This is a genomic window from Ralstonia sp. Ralssp110, assembly GCF_047325135.1.
GTDB classification, from domain to species: Bacteria; Pseudomonadota; Gammaproteobacteria; order Burkholderiales; family Burkholderiaceae; genus Ralstonia; species Ralstonia mojiangensis.
Map to the genome: position 1 here is coordinate 2,626,558 of NZ_CP168610.1, position 17,697 is coordinate 2,644,254.

Here is a 17,697-nt window from a genome sequence, read left to right on the forward strand (position 1 = left end):
ACCCTGAACGGACATGCAGATCGCACAGACAGTCTTGCTTGGCGGCACGTTCATCATCGTGTTTGGCGCGGTGCTGGTCGCACTCAACGTGCTGCGGCCGAGTGCGCTGCAGCGGCGCCTCGGACAAATTGACCGTGAAGCACCGAGCCTCGTGCCGCAGGACAAATCCAACGACTGGCTGCACAAGATCAGCCAGATCGCCAAGCCGCTGGCCAAGGCGTCGTTGCCCAAAGACGGCTGGGACGCCTCCGACCTGCGCCTGCGTTTCGTGCATGCCGGCTGGCGCTCGCCGGATGCACCCGCCATCTACTTCGGCATCAAGACGCTGCTGGCGATCGGGCTGCCGCTGCTGCTGTCGGTGGCGCTGCTGGGGCGCTTCGACGCCAACCACCAGAACGAATTCCTGAGCGTGCTGTTCGCCGCGGCGCTGCTTGGCTTCTACTTGCCGAACATCGTGCTGCGCGCGAAGATCCGCCGCCGCCAGCGCGACATCTTCGAGGCGTTCCCGGACAGCCTGGACCTCATCATGGTGTGCGTGGAAGCAGGCCTCGGGCTGGATGCCGCCGTGCTGCGCGTGGTGGAAGAAATGCGCACCGCACGCCCGGCGCTGGCCGAAGAGTATGAACTGCTGACACTCGAACTGCGTGCCGGCCTCGCACGTGAAAAGGCCCTGCGCAACCTGGCCGCCCGCACCGGTGTGGAAGACGTGAGCATGCTGGTGGCCATGCTGATCCAGGCCGACCGATTCGGCACCAGCGTGGCGGAATCGCTGCGCGTGCATTCGGACATGCTGCGCACCAAGCGCCACATGCTGGCTGAAGAGCGCGCCGCCAAGATCGGCACCAAGATCCTGTTCCCGCTGATCTTCTGCATCTTCCCGTCGCTGTTTGTCGTGCTGCTGGGCCCCGCTGCCATCCAGGTAATTGGCGCACTGCGCTCGGTCGCGGCCCAGCAATAAATCGAAGTCAAACAGCCGACCCCGCCATCGCTTCAAGGAGACCATCATGCGCTCCCGTGCCTTCCAACGTACCGCGCACCGCCCTGCCCGCACGCGCAAGATGCGCGGCGCCGCCGGTGTCGAATTTGCCCTGGTCTTTCCGATCCTGCTGCTGGTCGTGTTCGGCATCGTCGAATTTGGCGCGGCGTGGTACGACAAGGCCGTCATCACCAACGCGAGCCGTGAGGCAGCGCGGGCGGGTGTGATCTTCAGCTCGCCGGTGCCAACCAGCACCAAGATCCAGAGCGTGGCAACCAACTACTGCCAGAACCGGCTCGTAACGTTCGGCGCCGCCTCCAATTGCACCGTCGGCGCAGTCACCACGTGCTCGGCCAGCGGTAACCCGCTCACCGTCACGGTGTCGTACACGTTCACGGGTTTGGTCTTGGGCCGCCTGGCGCCCTTCACCGGGTCGTTGGCGATGAGCGCGCAGACCACCATGCTCTGCGAGTAACCCGCAGCTCTTGCACTGTGCGAGGTATGTCATGACCAAGCGAACCCTTACCCTTCGGCAACGCGGCGCCATCGGGGTGATTTCTCCGATGCTGCTGGTTGTCTTTCTGTCGGTTGGCGCCATCGCCGTCGATGTCGCGCATTTGTATGTGGTGCGCAATGAGCTGCAGAACGCCGCAGATGCCGCCGCACTAGCCGGTGCCGCCGGGCTGTATCCGGCCAACCCCACGCCGCAGTGGACCAACGCTGTCACGAAAGGCACAAACGCGGTCCAGCTGAATGCCTCCGATGGGACGCAACTCGCCACCGGTACCGTGGTCGCGGGTTACTGGAACCTGACGGGCAGCCCGGCTGGCATGCAAGCACAAACCATCACGCCGGGAACCAACGACGTACCGGGTGTGCAGGTCACCATTACCCGCGCCTCGGGTGTCAACGGTGGCGCTGTAAAGGGCTGGCTCACCTGGGTGTTTGGTGGCGGCACGGCGGATATCCGCGCCACGGCAGTCGCCGTCATGGCTGCGCCCGGCACGGCCAATCCCGGCGCACTGTTTCCGGTGGCGCTCAACAAGTGCCTGTTCGATCTGTACTGGAACTACACCACCAATCAGCCACTGATCGACCCATCGACCGGCAAGCCTTACGTAATCGACATCGACGCCAGCTACCCTGCCAGCAGCCCGACCTGCGCCAGCGGCGAGTGGACCGGCTTTGGGGGCGCCACCGATGCCAACACCGAAAAAGGTCTGGTCACGAGCGGCAACCCGACCACCGTCAGCATCGGTGACAGCATCAACATCTCCACCGGCGTGAAAACCAGCGTCTATAACGCAATTCCTCCACTGCCCTACACCGTGACGATGCCCGTGGTGGCCAACGTCGTCCCCGGATCAAGCTCGCCCGTGGTCGCGTTTGCGGGCTTCACGATCACGAGGATCTTCACCAACGGCACACACTCCTACATCGAAGGCAACTTCACAACCAACACGAAGGTCAGCGGAGGCGGTTCCGGCACCAACTACGGCGCCTACGTGCCGCCACGCCTCGCGAACTAGGCACGCAGAGCATCCACGGGGAAAGCGCCATGGTCCAGTCGTCACAACAAGAACACGAGCCGCCGATGGCCGATCGCCACTGGATCAACGCCAACACGGTGCGTAAGGGCAGCAAGGTGATGCTGGCCGTGTTCCTGCTGATTTTTGCGCTGGGAGCCTGGGTGACGAACGGCTTCACGGATACGCGGATCACTGGGCCCGCGTCGGACTTCTCCGTCTTCTGGGGCGCATCGCACATCGCGCTCCATGGTCAGCCGCTGCACGCCTACGACATCGACAAGATCATGGTGGTGATCAACCAATTCGGCACGCTGGAAGCGGGCAGCGAGCGCATTCTGCCGTGGCTCTATCCGCCCACCTTTCTGCTGGTGGTGCTGCCGTTGTCGCTGCTGCCGCTGTGGCCGAGTTATCTGTTGTTCATGCTGGCCACCGGCGGCCTCTATGTGAAGGCCACAACCGGGCTGCTTGGTGACAAGGTGGACGCGCGTCAGCATGCGTGGATGTCGGTGATCAGCTCGCCGGCTGTGTTCGTAACGGTGCTGATGGGGCAAAACTCCATGCTCACCGCTGGGCTGGCCGCTACAGCCGTCGCCTGGCTCGATAAGCGGCCCGTGCTGGCTGGCGTGGCCATTGGCCTGCTGGCCATCAAGCCGCAACTGGCGCTGCTGTTTCCGGTGGTGCTGCTCGTCGCCCGCGCATGGAAGACGATGGCAAGCGCGGCAGTCACCGCCGTGCTGTTCGGCGCCATCAGCATTGCCGTCTGCGGGTGGGACACCGTGCCCGCCTTCTTCCAGAGCGCACACTGGGCCGAGACCAACCTCGTCGAGCACGGCGGCACGGCGTGGTACGTCATGCCGACGTTCCTGGCGGCCGTGCGCGCAGCCGGCATCGGCATCAAACTGGCCTATGCGATTCAGGTGTCGGTCGCTGTGCTGGCCATGCTAGCCACCGCCGCCGTATGGCGCCGCACGAACGATACGGGGCTGCGTGTTGCTGCGCTGGCAACCGCCACGCTGCTGATCTCGCCGTATGTGCGTGCGTATGAGCTGACCTGGCTTGTCGTGGCGATTGCGGGCTACATCCGCCATGGCATTCGCTTCGGCCTGTCGAGCACGGAGCGCGGGCTGCTGGTTGCAGCGTGGCTGCTGCCGGTGTTCGAGTTCACCAATCCGCTGTTTCATCTGCCGCAGGTCGGGCCGTTCTTCCTGGTGACCATGATGGCGATGATCGTGCACCGAACGCTCACGCACGCGCGAGTACGCATCGCCACCGAAGCCAAGCCCGGGTTGGCATCAGCAGCAAGCATGCCGGCAGGCGCCAACGCGCGCACCACCGCATAACCACTGACAGACCAGCCATAGGTCTGCACATCGTCATCAAAGTTTTTGGGGGAAGTCATGCAGCCGAACCATCAAGACCCTCACGACCCGCCACTGCTTTCCCTGGTCGTACCGTTCTACAACGAGGGCGATGCACTGCACTTGTTCTTCGCCCGCGTGGTGCCGATCCTGGAATCGATCGACGGCATGCAGTTCGAGATCGTGTGCGTGAACGACGGCAGCGCCGACGACACACTCGCCAAGCTGGTTGCCGTATCACATGCCGACCCGCGCGTGCGCGTGGTCGACCTGACCCGCAATTTCGGCAAGGAAGCCGCGCTTACCGCCGGCCTGGACGAGGCACAGGGCGATGCCGTGATCCCCATCGATGCTGATCTGCAAGACCCGCCGGAGTTGATCCCCACGCTGGTCGCGCACTGGCGCAAGGGCGCCGAAGTCGTGCTCGCACAGCGCGCCAACCGCGCTTGCGACTCGTTCCTCAAGCGAGTAACTGCCGCCGCTTATTACCGCATCCACAATCGACTGTCCGACCTGAAGCTGCCCGAGAACGTGGGCGACTTCCGCCTCATGGACCGTGCCGTGGTGAACGCGCTCAAGCAGTTGCCGGAGCGGCATCGCTTCATGAAGGGCCTGTTCGCGTGGGTGGGCTTCAGCACGGTGATCGTGCAGTACGAACGCGAGAGACGCAGCGCAGGCACGTCGAAGTTCTCCGGCTGGCGGCTATGGAACTTCGCGCTGGAAGGCATCACGAGTTTCAGCACGCTGCCGTTGCGTAGCTGGACGTACCTCGGTGCGCTGGTTGCCGCGCTGGCGTTCTGCTATGGCGCGTTCATCATCCTGCGCACGATGATCTTCGGTGTGGTGGTGCCGGGCTACGCTTCAGAGCTGTCGCTGATGCTGTTCTTTGGTGGGCTGCAGATGATCGGCCTGGGGATGATCGGCGAATACGTCGGCCGCATCTATGACGAAGCCAAGGGTCGCCCCATCTACCTGGTGAAACGCCGCTATCAGGAGCGCCGCCCACGCAGCCGCGTGCAAGGCAGCAACAGCCGGCAGGTGATTCCGATTGCCAGCGCCCGACCGCGCCAGCCGCAGGGAGAACGCCAGCGCAACCACGCAGCCCGGCGTTGATGCCAACCGGAGACGCATCATGCGACACGCAGAATCGAGCGTCATGAACGCACTGGCAGGCGCACTGCCGCTGCCGGATCGCATGTTGCTGATCCGCATGTTCCGTTTTGGAGTCTCGGGCGTTATCGCCACTGGCGTGCATGTGGCGATTGCCACTGCGCTCATCAGCGGTGTCTCTGCAACGCAGGTGACAGCCAACGGCGCAGCCTTTGTCTGCGCCAACGTGTGCTCGTACCTGCTCAATGCCCTGTGGAGTTTTTCGGCCAAACCGGCGCGCGCCAACTTCCTGCGCTTCTACGCCGTCTCGCTGCTCGGCCTGGCATTGACGCTTGCGATTTCGTGGTGCGCGCAGACGCTGGGCCTGAGCTATTGGATCGGGCTAGCGGGCATCCTGTCGACGGTGCCGCCGCTGACCTTCGTACTGCACCGGTTCTGGACGTTCCGCTGATGCGGCGCGGCCATCCCGGCGACAGACTTCATTCCGCGTCGCCGTTTTCGCTGCCGCCGTGCGTGCGGTCAAAGCGGCGCAGCGTATCGATGCGCTCGCGCGTCAGCGGGTGCGAGGAGAAAAACGCCGAGGCGTCGTCATCGCTGGCAGCGTCGCCCTTCTTGGTGGCATCTGCCTTGCGCGTGCCGCCATGCGTGTCTTCCAGCGCCTGCAGCACGTCGGCAAACGCGCCGACAGACAAGCCGTTCTCCTGCAGCAGCAGCGCGGCATAGCGATCGGCATCGCGCTCGTAGTCACGCGAATAGCGCAGCGTCAGCAGCGCCGCCGGCACGCCCGACAGAATGGTCGAGACATCGCCAAACAGCAGCGCCGCCGTTGCCCCAATGGCCGACGACTGAATCACTTGCCGCAGCCCATGGCGATATTCAACGTGACCTGCCTCGTGCGCCAGCACACCTGTCAGGCCATCGCCCTCACCCACCAGCTTGACCAGCGCGTCGGTCACGACGATGTCGCCGCCGGGCAGCGCAAAGGCATTGGCGCCGATGTCGGCATCACGAAAAACGATGTGATACGTGTGCGTAGCCTGTGGCGGCCTGTGCAGAGCGGAAAACCGTGCGCGGATGCGGTCCTGCTGCGCGGCGGGCAGCTTGCTGGGCCGGAGCCAGCGCTCGTCCATGGCTTTCAGCGTGCTGCGCCCGAGCTGCGCCTCGGCGCGCTGCGGCACCATATTGGCCACCACCTTGGCGCCCCACGGCAAGCCGTAGCGGTAGCCCAGCGCCAGCACGACCACCATGGCCAACAGCGAGCCCAGCGCCAGCTTCCAGCTGTTCTGCGCCAGCACGACCCAGCCCTCGCGATAGCCGGTGCGATGCAGCAGCGCATTCAGCGATGCCTGCTCCGCCGGGTCGTTGATCTCGCAGAACGCGCCGTCTTCGAAGGTGATCAAGCGGGGGGCATGCTTGACGCGCTCCGACACCCGCAGCGTAGAGAGCGCCGCGCGGCGCAACGCCGTGCCCTCCGCGTCGAACAGCACCGCCTCGCCCGCCTCGACGGCAAGGCGCACGGGTTGCGCGCGCGAGGTACGGCCGTCGAAGTAGGTCGCGAGAATCACAGCGGTTGCCTTTGCCTGCAGCGCGCTTACAGCGCGATATCGATGTCGTACCAGTCCACCGTTGCGTCGCCCAGGGCGCCCACGTTGGTGGTTTCTCCGGCAACGAAGGTGTCAAGCGAACCGGCCGCGAGCATCGTCACCGAGTCGAGCTTGTAGCGCGCCGTGCGCACACGTGCAAACGGCGTGAACAGGCCGATGGTGATCACGATCAGTACCGCATTCGACACGAAAATCCAGAACAGCTTGCCTGCACCCACCTGGCTCTGGAAGCGATGCGCGCCCAGCGTGGTGTGGTTCCACACGAGGTTCTGCAGGCGCGACAGGAAATAGGGCGTCAGGAACAGCATCGCGGCATACATGAACAGCCCGATGAGGATGAAGCCGAAGATCTGGCCCACGCCCGGCGCGCTGTGCAGCGACACACCCAGCAGCAGCGCCAGGCAGGAGGCCACCACGAGTGCCAGGATCGCCAGCCCGAAGGTGCGCAGATAAACGCCGTAGAAGTGGCCCGGCGTGCCTGAAAAATCGAACTGCGCGGTACCGAAGCGCGTGTTCTTGTGCTGGAACCGCTTGAAGCGCTGGTGCGCCAGCGGTGCGAGCAGATACAGCGAGAACACGCTCAGAATCGGCCACACCAGAAACACCATGTAGCCCTCCGCATCCTTGCCCGTAAAGGCGAAGCGCAGGCCTCGGTAGCTGGAATTCGCCATGCGGAACCGCAGCGAGCGCACGAGCAGCCACGGAAACGCAGCGGCCATCAATGCAAGCAGCGCCAGCCCCAGCAGCGGCGACGAATGGCCCAGGAGGTTGAACGCAAGCGCCAGCACGAAAATGATCGCGCGGCCCTTGAGAATGGCGATCGGGCTGCCGTGATAGTCGAAGCTCGAACCGGCCAGTTGGGTGTTGCGATAGAAATACTGCAGCGTGCGCACCTTCGCCCAGGCCGAGTAAATGCCCAGCGTGACGATGGTCAGCAGCAGGTTGACGATCCAGATGCGGAAGTATTCGGAGCCACTGCCGATAAAGCGCAGTCGCAGGGGTTGCGGCGCAGCCGGAGCGGGGGCGCTGCCCAGGACGGACTCGCGTGCGATGTCGTTCATCTGTTTTCCCTTCCCTGAGTTGTTGTCGTGCCCGCTTCAGGACGCTTATCGCTTATCGATACTTAACGACGCTGAGGCTCGCGGGTGGGCCGATTGTATCGAAGCCCACTGCATTGCAGCGTTAACGCCGCCTTAACAAAGCAGGCAACAAAAAACCCCGCGGGCTCGCACCCACGGGGTTTTTTGTTTGGAACAGCCATCCCGAAAGATGGCCGGGCCAGGTTGCCGGACAGGCAAATTACATCATGCCGTCCATGCCACCCATGCCACCCATGCCGCCCGGCATTGCCGGAGCTGCATCGTCCTTCGGCAGTTCTGCCACGGCGCAATCCGTGGTCAGCATCAGCGAAGCGACCGAAGCGGCGTTCTGCAGCGCGGTGCGGGTCACCTTGGTCGGGTCCAGCACGCCCATCTCCACCAGGTCACCGTACTCGCCGGTCGAAGCGTTGTAGCCGTAGTTGCCTTGGCCGGCGATGACGTTAGCCACCACCACCGAAGCCTCGTCACCAGCGTTCGTGACGATCTGGCGCAGCGGCTCTTCCATGGCGCGCAGCACGATCTTGATACCGGCGTCTTGGTCAGCGTTGGCACCCTTCAGGCCGGAGATCAGCGCACGGGCGCGCAGCAGTGCAACACCGCCGCCAGCCACGATACCTTCTTCCACGGCAGCGCGCGTTGCGTGCAGAGCATCTTCCACGCGAGCCTTCTTTTCCTTCATTTCGACTTCGGTGGCAGCGCCAACCTTGATCACAGCAACACCGCCGGCCAGCTTGGCCACGCGCTCTTGCAGCTTCTCACGGTCGTAATCCGAGGTCGCTTCTTCGATCTGGGCACGCACTTGCTTCACGCGGGCTTCGATGTTGCGGGCATCGCCTGCGCCATCGATGATCGTGGTGTTTTCCTTGCCGATTTCAACGCGCTTGGCTTGGCCCAGGTCGTTCAGGGTTGCCTTTTCCAGCGTCAGGCCGACTTCTTCAGCGATGACTTGGCCGCCCGTCAGGATGGCGATGTCTTCCAGCATGGCCTTGCGGCGGTCGCCGAAGCCCGGAGCCTTCACAGCAGCGGTCTTCAGGATGCCACGGATGTTGTTGACCACCAGCGTTGCCAGGGCTTCGCCTTCGACGTCTTCAGCGATGATCAGCAGCGGACGGCCAGCCTTGGCGACTTGTTCCAGCACCGGCAGCAGGTCGCGGATGTTGCTGACCTTCTTGTCGAACAGCAGCACGAACGGGTTGTCCAGCTGGACAACTTGCTTTTCCGGGTTGTTGATGAAGTACGGCGACAGGTAGCCACGGTCGAACTGCATGCCTTCCACGACGTCCAGCTCGTCGGCCAGCGACTTGCCGTCTTCCACCGTGATCACGCCTTCCTTGCCAACCTTGTCCATGGCTTCAGCGATGCGCTGGCCGATGGATTCGTCGCTGTTGGCCGAGATGGCGCCAACTTGAGCGATTTCCTTGCTGGTGGTCGTCGGCTTGCTGATCTTCTTCAGCTCTTCGACGGCAGCGCCGACAGCCTTGTCGATGCCGCGCTTCAGGTCCATCGGGTTCATGCCGGCGGCAACGTACTTCATGCCTTCGCGCACGATCGACTGGGCCAGCACCGTTGCGGTGGTGGTGCCGTCACCGGCGTTATCGCTGGTCTTGGAAGCAACTTCCTTGACCATCTGCGCGCCCATGTTCTGCAGCTTGTCCTTCAGCTCGATTTCCTTTGCGACCGACACACCGTCCTTGGTCACGGTCGGGCCACCGAAGCTGCGCTCCAGCACCACGTTACGGCCCTTGGGCCCCAGGGTCACCTTGACTGCGTTGGCGAGAATGTTCACGCCTTCGACCATCTTGGCACGTGCGGCGTCGCCGAACACTACGTCTTTAGCTGCCATCTTGAGAATCTCCGAAATCTTTGGATGTTGCCTACACCGGGGAAATCCGCCGGGCAGACAATGAGGATTGGGTTACTGGTAAGCCGATGCGACAGAGCGCCCGCTTACTTCGCCACCACGGCCATGATGTCTTCTTCGCGCATGACCAGGACTTCCTGACCATCCACCTTGACGCCTTGGCCGGCGTACTTGCCGAACAGCACGCGGTCGCCGACCTTCACGTCCAGCGCGATCGCATTGCCCTTGTCGTCTTTCTTGCCCGGACCGACGGCCAGCACTTCGCCTTGATCCGGCTTTTCAGCGGCGGCGTCAGGGATGACGATGCCCGAAGCGGTCTTCGTTTCGTTGTCCAGGCGCTTCACGATCACGCGATCATGCAAGGGACGCAGGTTCATACAAACTCCTCAATGCAAAGTGAGTGTTTATTCACAAAACGCGCCGCAGGACGCGGCGCATCGGGAAAGCATCGGGGGTGGAGGCTTTGTTAGCACTCCTGCCCGGCGAGTGCTAATTATAGGGACGGGGTATTACGATTTCAAGAACGGGCGCAGGGGAAGTTGCGGAGATGTCGATGTCGAGATTCACTCAACGCTGAACTCTCCTGCGGGTCGCCCACGTAGCCCCTCGCTCACAAATCTCATAAATTTCAATAACTTAGCTTCTCCAAAGCTCCAAGCTGTCCAGTGAGATTGAAGTGCGACGCAGCGTCGGCATAGCCGCTACCTGCCGGCGAACTGCGAAGCAATTGCCGTCCAGAGGTACTGCGTGGAACAAGTCGTTACACCCCGCCGCCGTTGATGCGGCAGCGGCTGAATCATAGCCAACGGGTTGACGCCGGAACTCTGATTGCTCCGCCCGGCGCCGTGGACGCTGCCAAACCATTGCGCAGCCCGATTGAATTCATCGCTGCAAAGCACCCCCATCACACTGGAGTGGATATTGCGTTCACCTTGGCTGGACCGCCTCCACAAGACGTCTGAGTCGGCTCGACGAATGCCATATAAAGGGTGCAAACAGGCGCAGGATGTTAGATAACTTGAGCAAGCGCCGCTGAATAACCACAAGAACGGGGAGCCGCTCCATTGGGTAGACATCTCTCATGAGCAGCCTTCTGGATTGGATCGAAAAACACCCCGCCTTGGCTGCGTGGGTACAGGCGGCCGCAATCATTGTTGCGATTGCGGGAACGTGGCTGGCAGGCTGGTTGCTTCAGCGCAGCGAACGGCGCACGGAGAGGCGCACGGTGGCCAAAGCGGTGAGCGAAATTGCCATGGCAGCAGAGGCGCTGGTACGAAGCGTTATGAGCGAGCTACCCGACAAGCAAGCCGTGAGTGCGATCGCTGCAGGAGAGAAGCCTTTCGACATTCGCGCAATCGATGAGCTGGAGGCCGCGATCGCGGCCATTCAACTGCACAACCTCAGCACCCCTGAACTGGTGCGCGATGTCATTGCGTTGCTCGCCAGCATCCGTCAGTTCAGAGAGCAACTGGCCAACGCAATTGCCACACATCACCGTATGGACGCCACCCATTTCAGCGAGTTCTTCGAGACCTTGGAGAGCGTCCAGGCGGCAATCACCAAGACCAGTAAAAGCATCGCGGCACACGTGAGCCAGATCTAGTCATCCGGGGCTCGCCGTGCCATCACTCCGACGGGGAGGATCGTCATGCTCGGATTTGACCCACGCACCGGAAGAATCGTCTGGACCGTTTTTCTCTTTGCGCTGGCCGTATTGATCATCTACAAGATCGCGTCCGTGCTGCTGGTCACGGTATTTGCCGTCTTCTTCAGCTACCTGCTGTACCCGCTGATCGAACAACTGGAACGGCGCATGCCGAGACAGGCGCCGCGCAGCGTATCGATCGGCATCGTGTTCATCCTCGTCGTGTTGGTGGTCATCGTGGCGGGCTCGGTGTTTGGCGTGACGGTGCAGGAGGAAGCGGGCAGGCTTGCCGATCAACTCCCGAAGCTGCTCGATACCAGCACCATGGCAGATCGCCTTGCCCTCCCGAACTTTCTGGAGCCGCTGCGCGCGCGCATTCTGGAGTTCCTCCGCGAGCAACTCTCGACAACCTCCGACCAGGCTATGCCTCTGGTTCGAAACATCGGCCTGGGTGTCATGCACGCAGCCAGCAATCTCGTCTACCTTGTGCTCATCCCCATCATGAGTTTTCTGATGATCAATGAAGCGCCTTCCATCCACGCTGCGCTGCTGTCATGGATTCGATCCTCGGATAAGCGCCTCTGGGGAAACATCATCGATGATCTGGACACGCTCCTGTCACGCTATGTGCGTGCACTGCTGCTACTGTCCCTGGCCACCTTGCTTTTCTACAGCATCGCCTTTTACCTGCTGGGCGTGCCATATGCACTGTTGCTTGCAACCACGGCTGCGGTGTTGGAGTTCATTCCGTTTGCCGGGCCATTGGCCGCCGTGGTGGCGATCGTCACCGTCGCCGTGTTCAGCGGGTATCCGCACTTGTTCTGGCTGATCGGGTTCATCGTGGTCTACCGTCTGTTCCAGGACTACGTGCTGAATCCCTACCTGATGAGCGAAGGGGTCAAGGTCAGTCCGCTCCTCGTCATCGTGGGGTTGCTTGCAGGCGAGCAGTTGGGCGGCGTCGCAGGCATTTTCCTGTCGGTGCCCGTCATCGCCGCGCTCAAGATTGTGCTGTCGCGCGCCTGGGCAGCGCAGGGCCTGGGCCACGAGGTACGCTGATGCACGGACGCCGCCCTGCCCAGCAGCGCCGCGGGAATGACGACCGGGATACCACACCACCACTGGAAGGGAGGCGGCCTTGAAGGCTCTACCGAATCCGAAGCTGAACCGTCTGCTGTCCGTGCTGCCGCCGGCGGAATGGGAGAGCATCGCGCCCCAGCTTGTCTGGGTCGACATGCCGCTCGGGCATGTCGTTTATGAATCGGGCGACCGCCCCGAATTCGTCTACTTTCCCGTCACGTCCATCGTCTCCCTGCTCTATGTCATGGAGGACGGCTCCTCGGGCGAGATCGCGATCGTCGGCAACGAGGGCATGGTCGGCATCGCCATTTTTATGGGCGGGGAAACCACCCCCAGCCGTGCCGTGGTTCAGAGTGCGGGCGGCGCTTACCGCCTCAGTGCCCGCATTCTCAAACAGGAGTTTGCCCGCGCCGGAGCCATGCAGCGTCTGTTGTTGCGCTATACCCAGGCACTCATTACCCAGATGGCCCAGACCGCCGTCTGCAACCGGCACCACTCGATCGACCAGCAGCTGTGTCGCTGGCTCCTCCTGAGCCTGGACCGCCTGCCCTCCAACGAGCTGCGCATGACCCAGGAGCTGATTGCCAACATGCTGGGCGTGCGCAGGTCCGGGGTCACTGAAGCCGCTTTGAAGCTGCAGACCGCCGGGTTGATCCGTTACAGCCACGGAACCATCGAAGTCCTCGACCGCCCTGGCCTCGAGCGTCGCGTCTGCGAATGCTATGCCGTGGTCAAGCGCGAGTTCGATCGCCTGCTTCCAGACCTCGAGGCGCTCTGACCAGGCATACGCCTACTCCATCAGGAATCCAGTTTGACCTCTTTCCGGCTCCCCTCCCAGTACGGGGGCGTTCCATAGTATTGATGGATGCTGGTGGCCCATTGCGTATCCGCCATGCTAGGCCAGTGATTCTGATCAAAACCCGGCGCGGCTTCCAGCTGCTTCTTGTCGATGCCCAGCACAAAGCTCTTGCGTACAGTGTCGAGCGTCAGAGCAGACCATGGCACAGCGAACAGCTTCGTGCCGACACCTAGAAAACCGCCGAATGACAGCACCGCATAGGCGATTTGCCCGCGGGGAACATCCAGCATGATGTGATCGATCTTGCCGAGCTTCTCACCGCTCGGACCAAGAACCGGATCGCCGTTGAGTGTGTCGGCAGCCATGATGACGGGGCCGGGGCCGGCGCCCTTCAGCTGACCGTTGCCGACGATGGCAGCGCGCGGTCCGCTGCTTTGATGGTCCAATTCGTTGATGTTCATGGTGTGACTCCAGATAAGGTGATTAGCCATTGAACCGGCGACTGCGCCGGCGGGGGGGATACGTCAATGCGCACGGCTTTTGCCCTTGTGCCGTGGAGTGGGCTCGACGCGGGAAGCCTGCCTCTTGCTCCCGACAGCCAGGCTCCAATCTGTCTTGTCGAGCGAGGTACTGAGCTGACGCTCCGCATACATGGCCGCGCCCGGCGAGATTGGGTCGCTCGCCGGAAAGGTCATCTCAAGCGATGCGTCCACAGCGGATTGATAGGTGTGCCCTTCATCCGCGGCAGGTATGCATCCGCAACCAGCAGGCTCCGACTTTCTGTGCTGTGCGGTGGTAGTGACTTTGTGCATGATCGCTCCTGGGTTGCGTTGACTCGCTCGGCAGATCGCAGTGTCTCGAGGGGATGGATACAGTTCGGCAAAGCGCGCCTGTCTCGACCTTTCCCGCTGATGGGGGAGAGGCCCCATCCGTTCGGCCGGCGATGAGAATTAGTGGACGATCAGATCGTTTTCCACCGATGCCACTCCGGTAACTCCCTTGGCCACCTTCGTTGCCATCTGTCGTTGCACCATTGTCGGGACACTGCCGGTCAGGCGAACCACGCCGTCGCGTGTGCGTACGTGTATGCGCATCGAGCCGAGATCCTTCTGATTGAGCAGGCCAGCCTTCACCTTGGTCGTAATCGCTGTATCAGAGATACCCTCGCGAACCGTCGCACGTGTCAAGCTGTGGTCTGCCGAGGAGGCAGGTGATGCGCTGCTTTGCCCCGGGCCCAGTGAAGCGTAGAAGCCGACTGCGAGCGCGAGCAACGCTGCGCCGGGAGTGAACGTGATGGAACGGGTGGGTTTCATAGGAACGCCCTCGATTGGGAGGAAAGCGGTGACCAATCAAGGTTGGCATCCATCCATGCCGCTGTCCGTACGCTGGCGGACAGTGACCTCTTCCTTTTCGGGGTGCCGGCGGAGGGAACGCCCGCGATCTGTCCGGTTCTCTCCAGACAAAACAAGGCGCGGTGTGTGGGTCAGCCTGGCGCAGGGGCCGCGGGGTTGCATACCCGCTTGCCCTGTGCGGTCAACCCAACAGTTCTCGGGTGAATGCACTGGGACGATGTCTCGGAACTGCTGCGGTCGGTTATCTGAATCCAAAGTACCCAAGCACGAACAAGACGATGACGACGGCCCCGACCAGCCAGATGATGCTATTCATGATGCACTCCTTAAACGCCTCGCCTGCAGACGAGGCGAGAGCGTTGCGAGGCAGTACGGGAGGACATGCTTGCAAGGGTACCCATCGCCTTCGCGCAGGGTAGGAACACATTCCCACCCCGTCACGAAAACGTCTGTACGGTACCGGGCAACGCCGCATTCGATGACCGGCGGCAACTACACGATATGAACGGTGTGGTCTGAGAGCGCCGCGCGTTGCCCATGGCCGGGGCTGCGAAGGGCAATAGTCCGGCGCCCTTTGGTGTGGGCGCGATCAATTGAAGCGGTAGTGTCTAGCCGAGTGCAACTGCCACCCCCCATCCCCGGATAGCGTCAAGACATGGTGGTGATACTTGAGAAGCGTGGGACGATGGCTGACGCTGACAAGCGTCGTCGACATCCCGGTCAGTTGCGAGTACAGATGTTCTTCGTTGCGCAGATCCAAGGCACTCGTCGCCTCATCAAGAATGGCGTAGCGGGGCTTCGCAAGCAGTACGCGCCCGATCGCGAGGCGCTGTTGCTCCCCAACCGACAGGACTTTGTCCCACTCCAGCTCTGCGTCGAGCCCTCCGAACCTCCTTGCAACATTCGACAGGTTGACCATCTCTAACAGCAGAAGAAGTTCTTCGTCGCACACGTGCCTGTCGTGGTTGTTCGGATAGAGCAGTTGATTGCGCAGGCTACCGACGGCCATGTAGGGGCGTTGAGGCAGGAACAGCATTTCGTCCGCCTTCGGTCGCGTGATGCATCCCGAACCGCCGCTCCATAGTCCCGCGATTGCACGCAACAACGAACTCTTCCCGCCTCCACTGGCACCAACAATGAGCAGGCCCTCGCCGGGGTTGATGGACACCGTCAAGTCTTTGACCAGCGTCCGTTCATGGTTCGGTGTTTGCAAAGTGACATGTGCAAGGGTCAGGTGGGAGTCCTCCATGGATTTGATCGTGCTTCTCGCATCGGGAGATGCAGCCACGCTCGCCGTCAGGGCACCTGAGAATGTGTCTAGCCGATCGAGCCCTGCCACGAATCGGCTCAGGTCTTCAAAGTTGTCAACGATCACGGCCAACGCGCTGAGTATGGCCGCAAACGCGCCAGCGGCCTGGATAGCACGACCGACTTCAAGCTCGCCGGAAAGAACGCGCGAAGCAACAATCGCGCTGGGCAGCATGACGGTCAGAAAGCTGTAGCCATACTGAAAAAGATTCAGATTCAGCTGCGAGCGGATGAGTCTGTTGAAGTTGCGAAAGGCCTGTTCAAATCGCCCCTTCACATGAAAGAACTCCTGCTCCTCCCCTCGATAGAACGCAATGGATTCGGCGTTCTCACGAATTCGAATGAGGCTGAAACGGAAATCCGCCTCCCGCTTTAATTGATAGAAATTAAGCCCAATCAGGATCCGGCCAAAGAAGAAAATCGATATAGAGGTGCCCGCGACGGCATATGCAAGAAGAAAGAAGACCAGCGGCTTGGAGATCGACCACAAGACACTGCTGAACGCAATCAGTTGAAGAATCGCACCGATACTGACCAGCAAAAAATAGAGAGATTTCCGCGTGAATGTATTGATGTCCTCCGTTATCCGCTGATCCGGATTGTCTATCGAGGAATCTGCATTCAACCTGTAAAAGATCCGATTCTTGAAATAGCCGTCCAGATAGTGATTGGTGAGCCATCGCCTCCAGAGGATTCCAAGCTTGTCTCTGATATAGAAATAAAATGCATAGATCGGCACCGCCAGGATCATGATGTAGATGCATTCAATGATGGAGTGCCAGAAGCGATCCGCATCCTTGGCTGCCAGGGCTGATGTGAATTCGCCGGATTGCTCGTTGAACAATACGTTTGTCTCGGTTTGCCCCAGCAGCAAGATTGCCAGCAACAGAAGCAAACCCATCGCCGTCCATTTTTCTGAGGAAAACCAGTAGGGCTTGGCGATGGCCCAGAACCGAGTCCACAGGTGACGATTCGAAGTGTCGTTATCGTTCTCCGACCTCGACTTGCCGTCCGCTCTCTGATCATTGGTGACGCTCATGTCACAACTCCCAGAACAGAACGAATGCCACACTCGTCACATTGATCCTGCCGACTCACGCTGCAGAGGCTCCCAACCCCTGTCGAACTATAGGTCAGCAACGCGCGCGTTGACCCTACCGGAACTATCCGCAATACCTGCCCGTTAGCGTACCGACAACCGACCGGACGTCCCCTAATGTGAGAGTGGAAGCGTTCTGTTATTCCGGGCTCCTCAGGGGTGTGGAAGACGCAAAAGTTGTCGTTCGCATATCTCACTGTCCATTGATACCAGAGTCCCCGAGCTGCCTCGCTCGTTACTGGTTGGAACGCGATCCCCAGTCGTTGCCCGTCTAATACCTCGATATGGGCGCGGGTGGGTCAGATAGGAGGACCGAAAAATGCGTTCCGTGCTCTTCGCCCTGTCGCTGCTGCTTTGCCTGCCGATTGCGGTGCACGCCCAGATGAGCGTCAGCATTGGCATCAACCTACCCGCGTACCCACAACTCATCCCGGTACCGGGCTACCCCGTCTACTACGCACCGCGTGCGCCTACCAACTACTTCTTCTACGACGGCCTGTACTGGGTGTATGAGGGGGACGAATGGTATGAAAGCAACTGGTACAACGGGCCATGGCAGGTCGTCGGACCAGAAGAGGTGCCGCTGTTCGTGCTCCGTATTCCCGTGCGCTACTACCGGAAGCCCCCTTGGTATTTCCGTGGCTGGAATGGCAACGCGCCCCCGCGCTGGGGTGAACACTGGGGACCAAACTGGGAAGCGCGTCGTGGGGGATGGGATCAATGGGACCATCGGTCGGCACCTTCCCCGGCGCCCTTACCGGATTACCAACGCCGGTACTCTGGCGAACGTTATCCTCGCGCGTTGGAGCAGCAGAATTTGATCCGGTCCGAGCACTACCGCTACCAGCCGCGCGAGAGCGAAACGCAGCGACGGTTTGG

At 61.5% G+C, this 17,697-nt stretch carries 17 protein-coding genes; 9 read left to right on the top strand and 8 right to left on the bottom strand.

Going from position 1 to position 17,697, the window contains the following annotated elements; all coding sequences use genetic code 11:
* Positions 1 to 13 precede the first annotated feature (13 nt).
* The 6 genes from ACEN9T_RS21240 to ACEN9T_RS21265 all read left to right on the top strand — a co-directional run bounded on the left by ACEN9T_RS21240 (position 14) and on the right by ACEN9T_RS21265 (position 5,424).
* Positions 14 to 958: a type II secretion system F family protein gene (locus ACEN9T_RS21240; RefSeq protein ID WP_092971837.1), complete on the top strand. Its 945-nt coding sequence runs from the start codon at positions 14 to 16 to the stop codon at positions 956 to 958.
* Between the two features lie 46 nt (positions 959 to 1,004).
* A complete protein-coding gene (locus tag ACEN9T_RS21245) occupies positions 1,005 to 1,451 on the top strand; it encodes a TadE/TadG family type IV pilus assembly protein (protein ID WP_092971838.1) in 447 nt (148 codons plus the stop codon).
* 31 nt (positions 1,452 to 1,482) lie between these two features.
* Positions 1,483 to 2,505, top strand: a complete 1,023-nt coding sequence (locus tag ACEN9T_RS21250) for a pilus assembly protein TadG-related protein (RefSeq protein WP_252693372.1) — start codon at positions 1,483 to 1,485, stop codon at positions 2,503 to 2,505.
* Positions 2,506 to 2,570: 65 nt separating this feature from the next.
* On the top strand, positions 2,571 to 3,845 hold the full coding sequence (locus tag ACEN9T_RS21255) for a glycosyltransferase family 87 protein (RefSeq protein WP_413706982.1): 1,275 nt from the start codon (positions 2,571 to 2,573) through the stop codon (positions 3,843 to 3,845).
* Between the two features lie 57 nt (positions 3,846 to 3,902).
* Positions 3,903 to 4,976, top strand: a complete 1,074-nt coding sequence (locus ACEN9T_RS21260; RefSeq protein ID WP_092971841.1) for a glycosyltransferase family 2 protein — start codon at positions 3,903 to 3,905, stop codon at positions 4,974 to 4,976.
* Positions 4,977 to 4,995: 19 nt separating this feature from the next.
* Complete coding sequence (locus tag ACEN9T_RS21265; RefSeq protein WP_092971842.1) at positions 4,996 to 5,424, top strand: GtrA family protein; 429 nt, start codon at positions 4,996 to 4,998, stop codon at positions 5,422 to 5,424.
* A 28-nt stretch (positions 5,425 to 5,452) separates the two neighbouring features.
* Here ACEN9T_RS21265 and ACEN9T_RS21270 read toward each other — a convergent pair whose 3' ends face one another.
* The 4 genes from ACEN9T_RS21270 to groES all read right to left on the bottom strand — a co-directional run bounded on the left by ACEN9T_RS21270 (position 5,453) and on the right by groES (position 9,915).
* The gene (locus tag ACEN9T_RS21270; RefSeq protein WP_092971843.1) at positions 5,453 to 6,538 is read right to left on the bottom strand and encodes a M48 family metallopeptidase; all 1,086 of its coding nucleotides are present in this window, start codon (positions 6,536 to 6,538) and stop codon (positions 5,453 to 5,455) included.
* Positions 6,539 to 6,564: 26 nt separating this feature from the next.
* Complete coding sequence (locus ACEN9T_RS21275; RefSeq protein ID WP_092971844.1) at positions 6,565 to 7,638, bottom strand: YjgN family protein; 1,074 nt, start codon at positions 7,636 to 7,638, stop codon at positions 6,565 to 6,567.
* Between the two features lie 238 nt (positions 7,639 to 7,876).
* On the bottom strand, positions 7,877 to 9,520 hold the full coding sequence (gene groL / locus ACEN9T_RS21280; protein ID WP_045203590.1) for a chaperonin GroEL: 1,644 nt from the start codon (positions 9,518 to 9,520) through the stop codon (positions 7,877 to 7,879).
* Between the two features lie 104 nt (positions 9,521 to 9,624).
* On the bottom strand, positions 9,625 to 9,915 hold the full coding sequence (gene groES / locus ACEN9T_RS21285; protein WP_004629730.1) for a co-chaperone GroES: 291 nt from the start codon (positions 9,913 to 9,915) through the stop codon (positions 9,625 to 9,627).
* A gap of 704 nt (positions 9,916 to 10,619) precedes the next feature.
* Between groES and ACEN9T_RS21290 the strand changes: the two genes are divergently transcribed.
* The 3 genes from ACEN9T_RS21290 (at position 10,620) to ACEN9T_RS21300 (ending at position 13,038) form a co-directional block, all read left to right on the top strand.
* A complete protein-coding gene (locus tag ACEN9T_RS21290) occupies positions 10,620 to 11,141 on the top strand; it encodes a hypothetical protein (RefSeq protein WP_092971845.1) in 522 nt (173 codons plus the stop codon).
* Between the two features lie 45 nt (positions 11,142 to 11,186).
* The gene (locus tag ACEN9T_RS21295; protein WP_413706983.1) at positions 11,187 to 12,239 is read left to right on the top strand and encodes an AI-2E family transporter; all 1,053 of its coding nucleotides are present in this window, start codon (positions 11,187 to 11,189) and stop codon (positions 12,237 to 12,239) included.
* A 79-nt stretch (positions 12,240 to 12,318) separates the two neighbouring features.
* A complete protein-coding gene (locus tag ACEN9T_RS21300) occupies positions 12,319 to 13,038 on the top strand; it encodes a Crp/Fnr family transcriptional regulator (protein WP_092971847.1) in 720 nt (239 codons plus the stop codon).
* Positions 13,039 to 13,058: 20 nt separating this feature from the next.
* Here ACEN9T_RS21300 and ACEN9T_RS21305 read toward each other — a convergent pair whose 3' ends face one another.
* The 4 genes from ACEN9T_RS21305 to ACEN9T_RS21320 all read right to left on the bottom strand — a co-directional run bounded on the left by ACEN9T_RS21305 (position 13,059) and on the right by ACEN9T_RS21320 (position 16,758).
* On the bottom strand, positions 13,059 to 13,520 hold the full coding sequence (locus ACEN9T_RS21305; protein ID WP_092977236.1) for a PRC-barrel domain-containing protein: 462 nt from the start codon (positions 13,518 to 13,520) through the stop codon (positions 13,059 to 13,061).
* 63 nt (positions 13,521 to 13,583) lie between these two features.
* Entirely contained in the window at positions 13,584 to 13,871 is a 288-nt protein-coding gene (locus ACEN9T_RS21310) for a hypothetical protein (RefSeq protein WP_413706984.1), read from the bottom strand.
* Between the two features lie 138 nt (positions 13,872 to 14,009).
* Positions 14,010 to 14,372: a BON domain-containing protein gene (locus ACEN9T_RS21315; protein ID WP_092977233.1), complete on the bottom strand. Its 363-nt coding sequence runs from the start codon at positions 14,370 to 14,372 to the stop codon at positions 14,010 to 14,012.
* A 628-nt stretch (positions 14,373 to 15,000) separates the two neighbouring features.
* Positions 15,001 to 16,758 (bottom strand): ABC transporter ATP-binding protein/permease, encoded by a 1,758-nt coding sequence (locus ACEN9T_RS21320; protein ID WP_413706985.1) that lies wholly within the window; start codon positions 16,756 to 16,758, stop codon positions 15,001 to 15,003.
* Positions 16,759 to 17,697 lie beyond the last annotated feature (939 nt).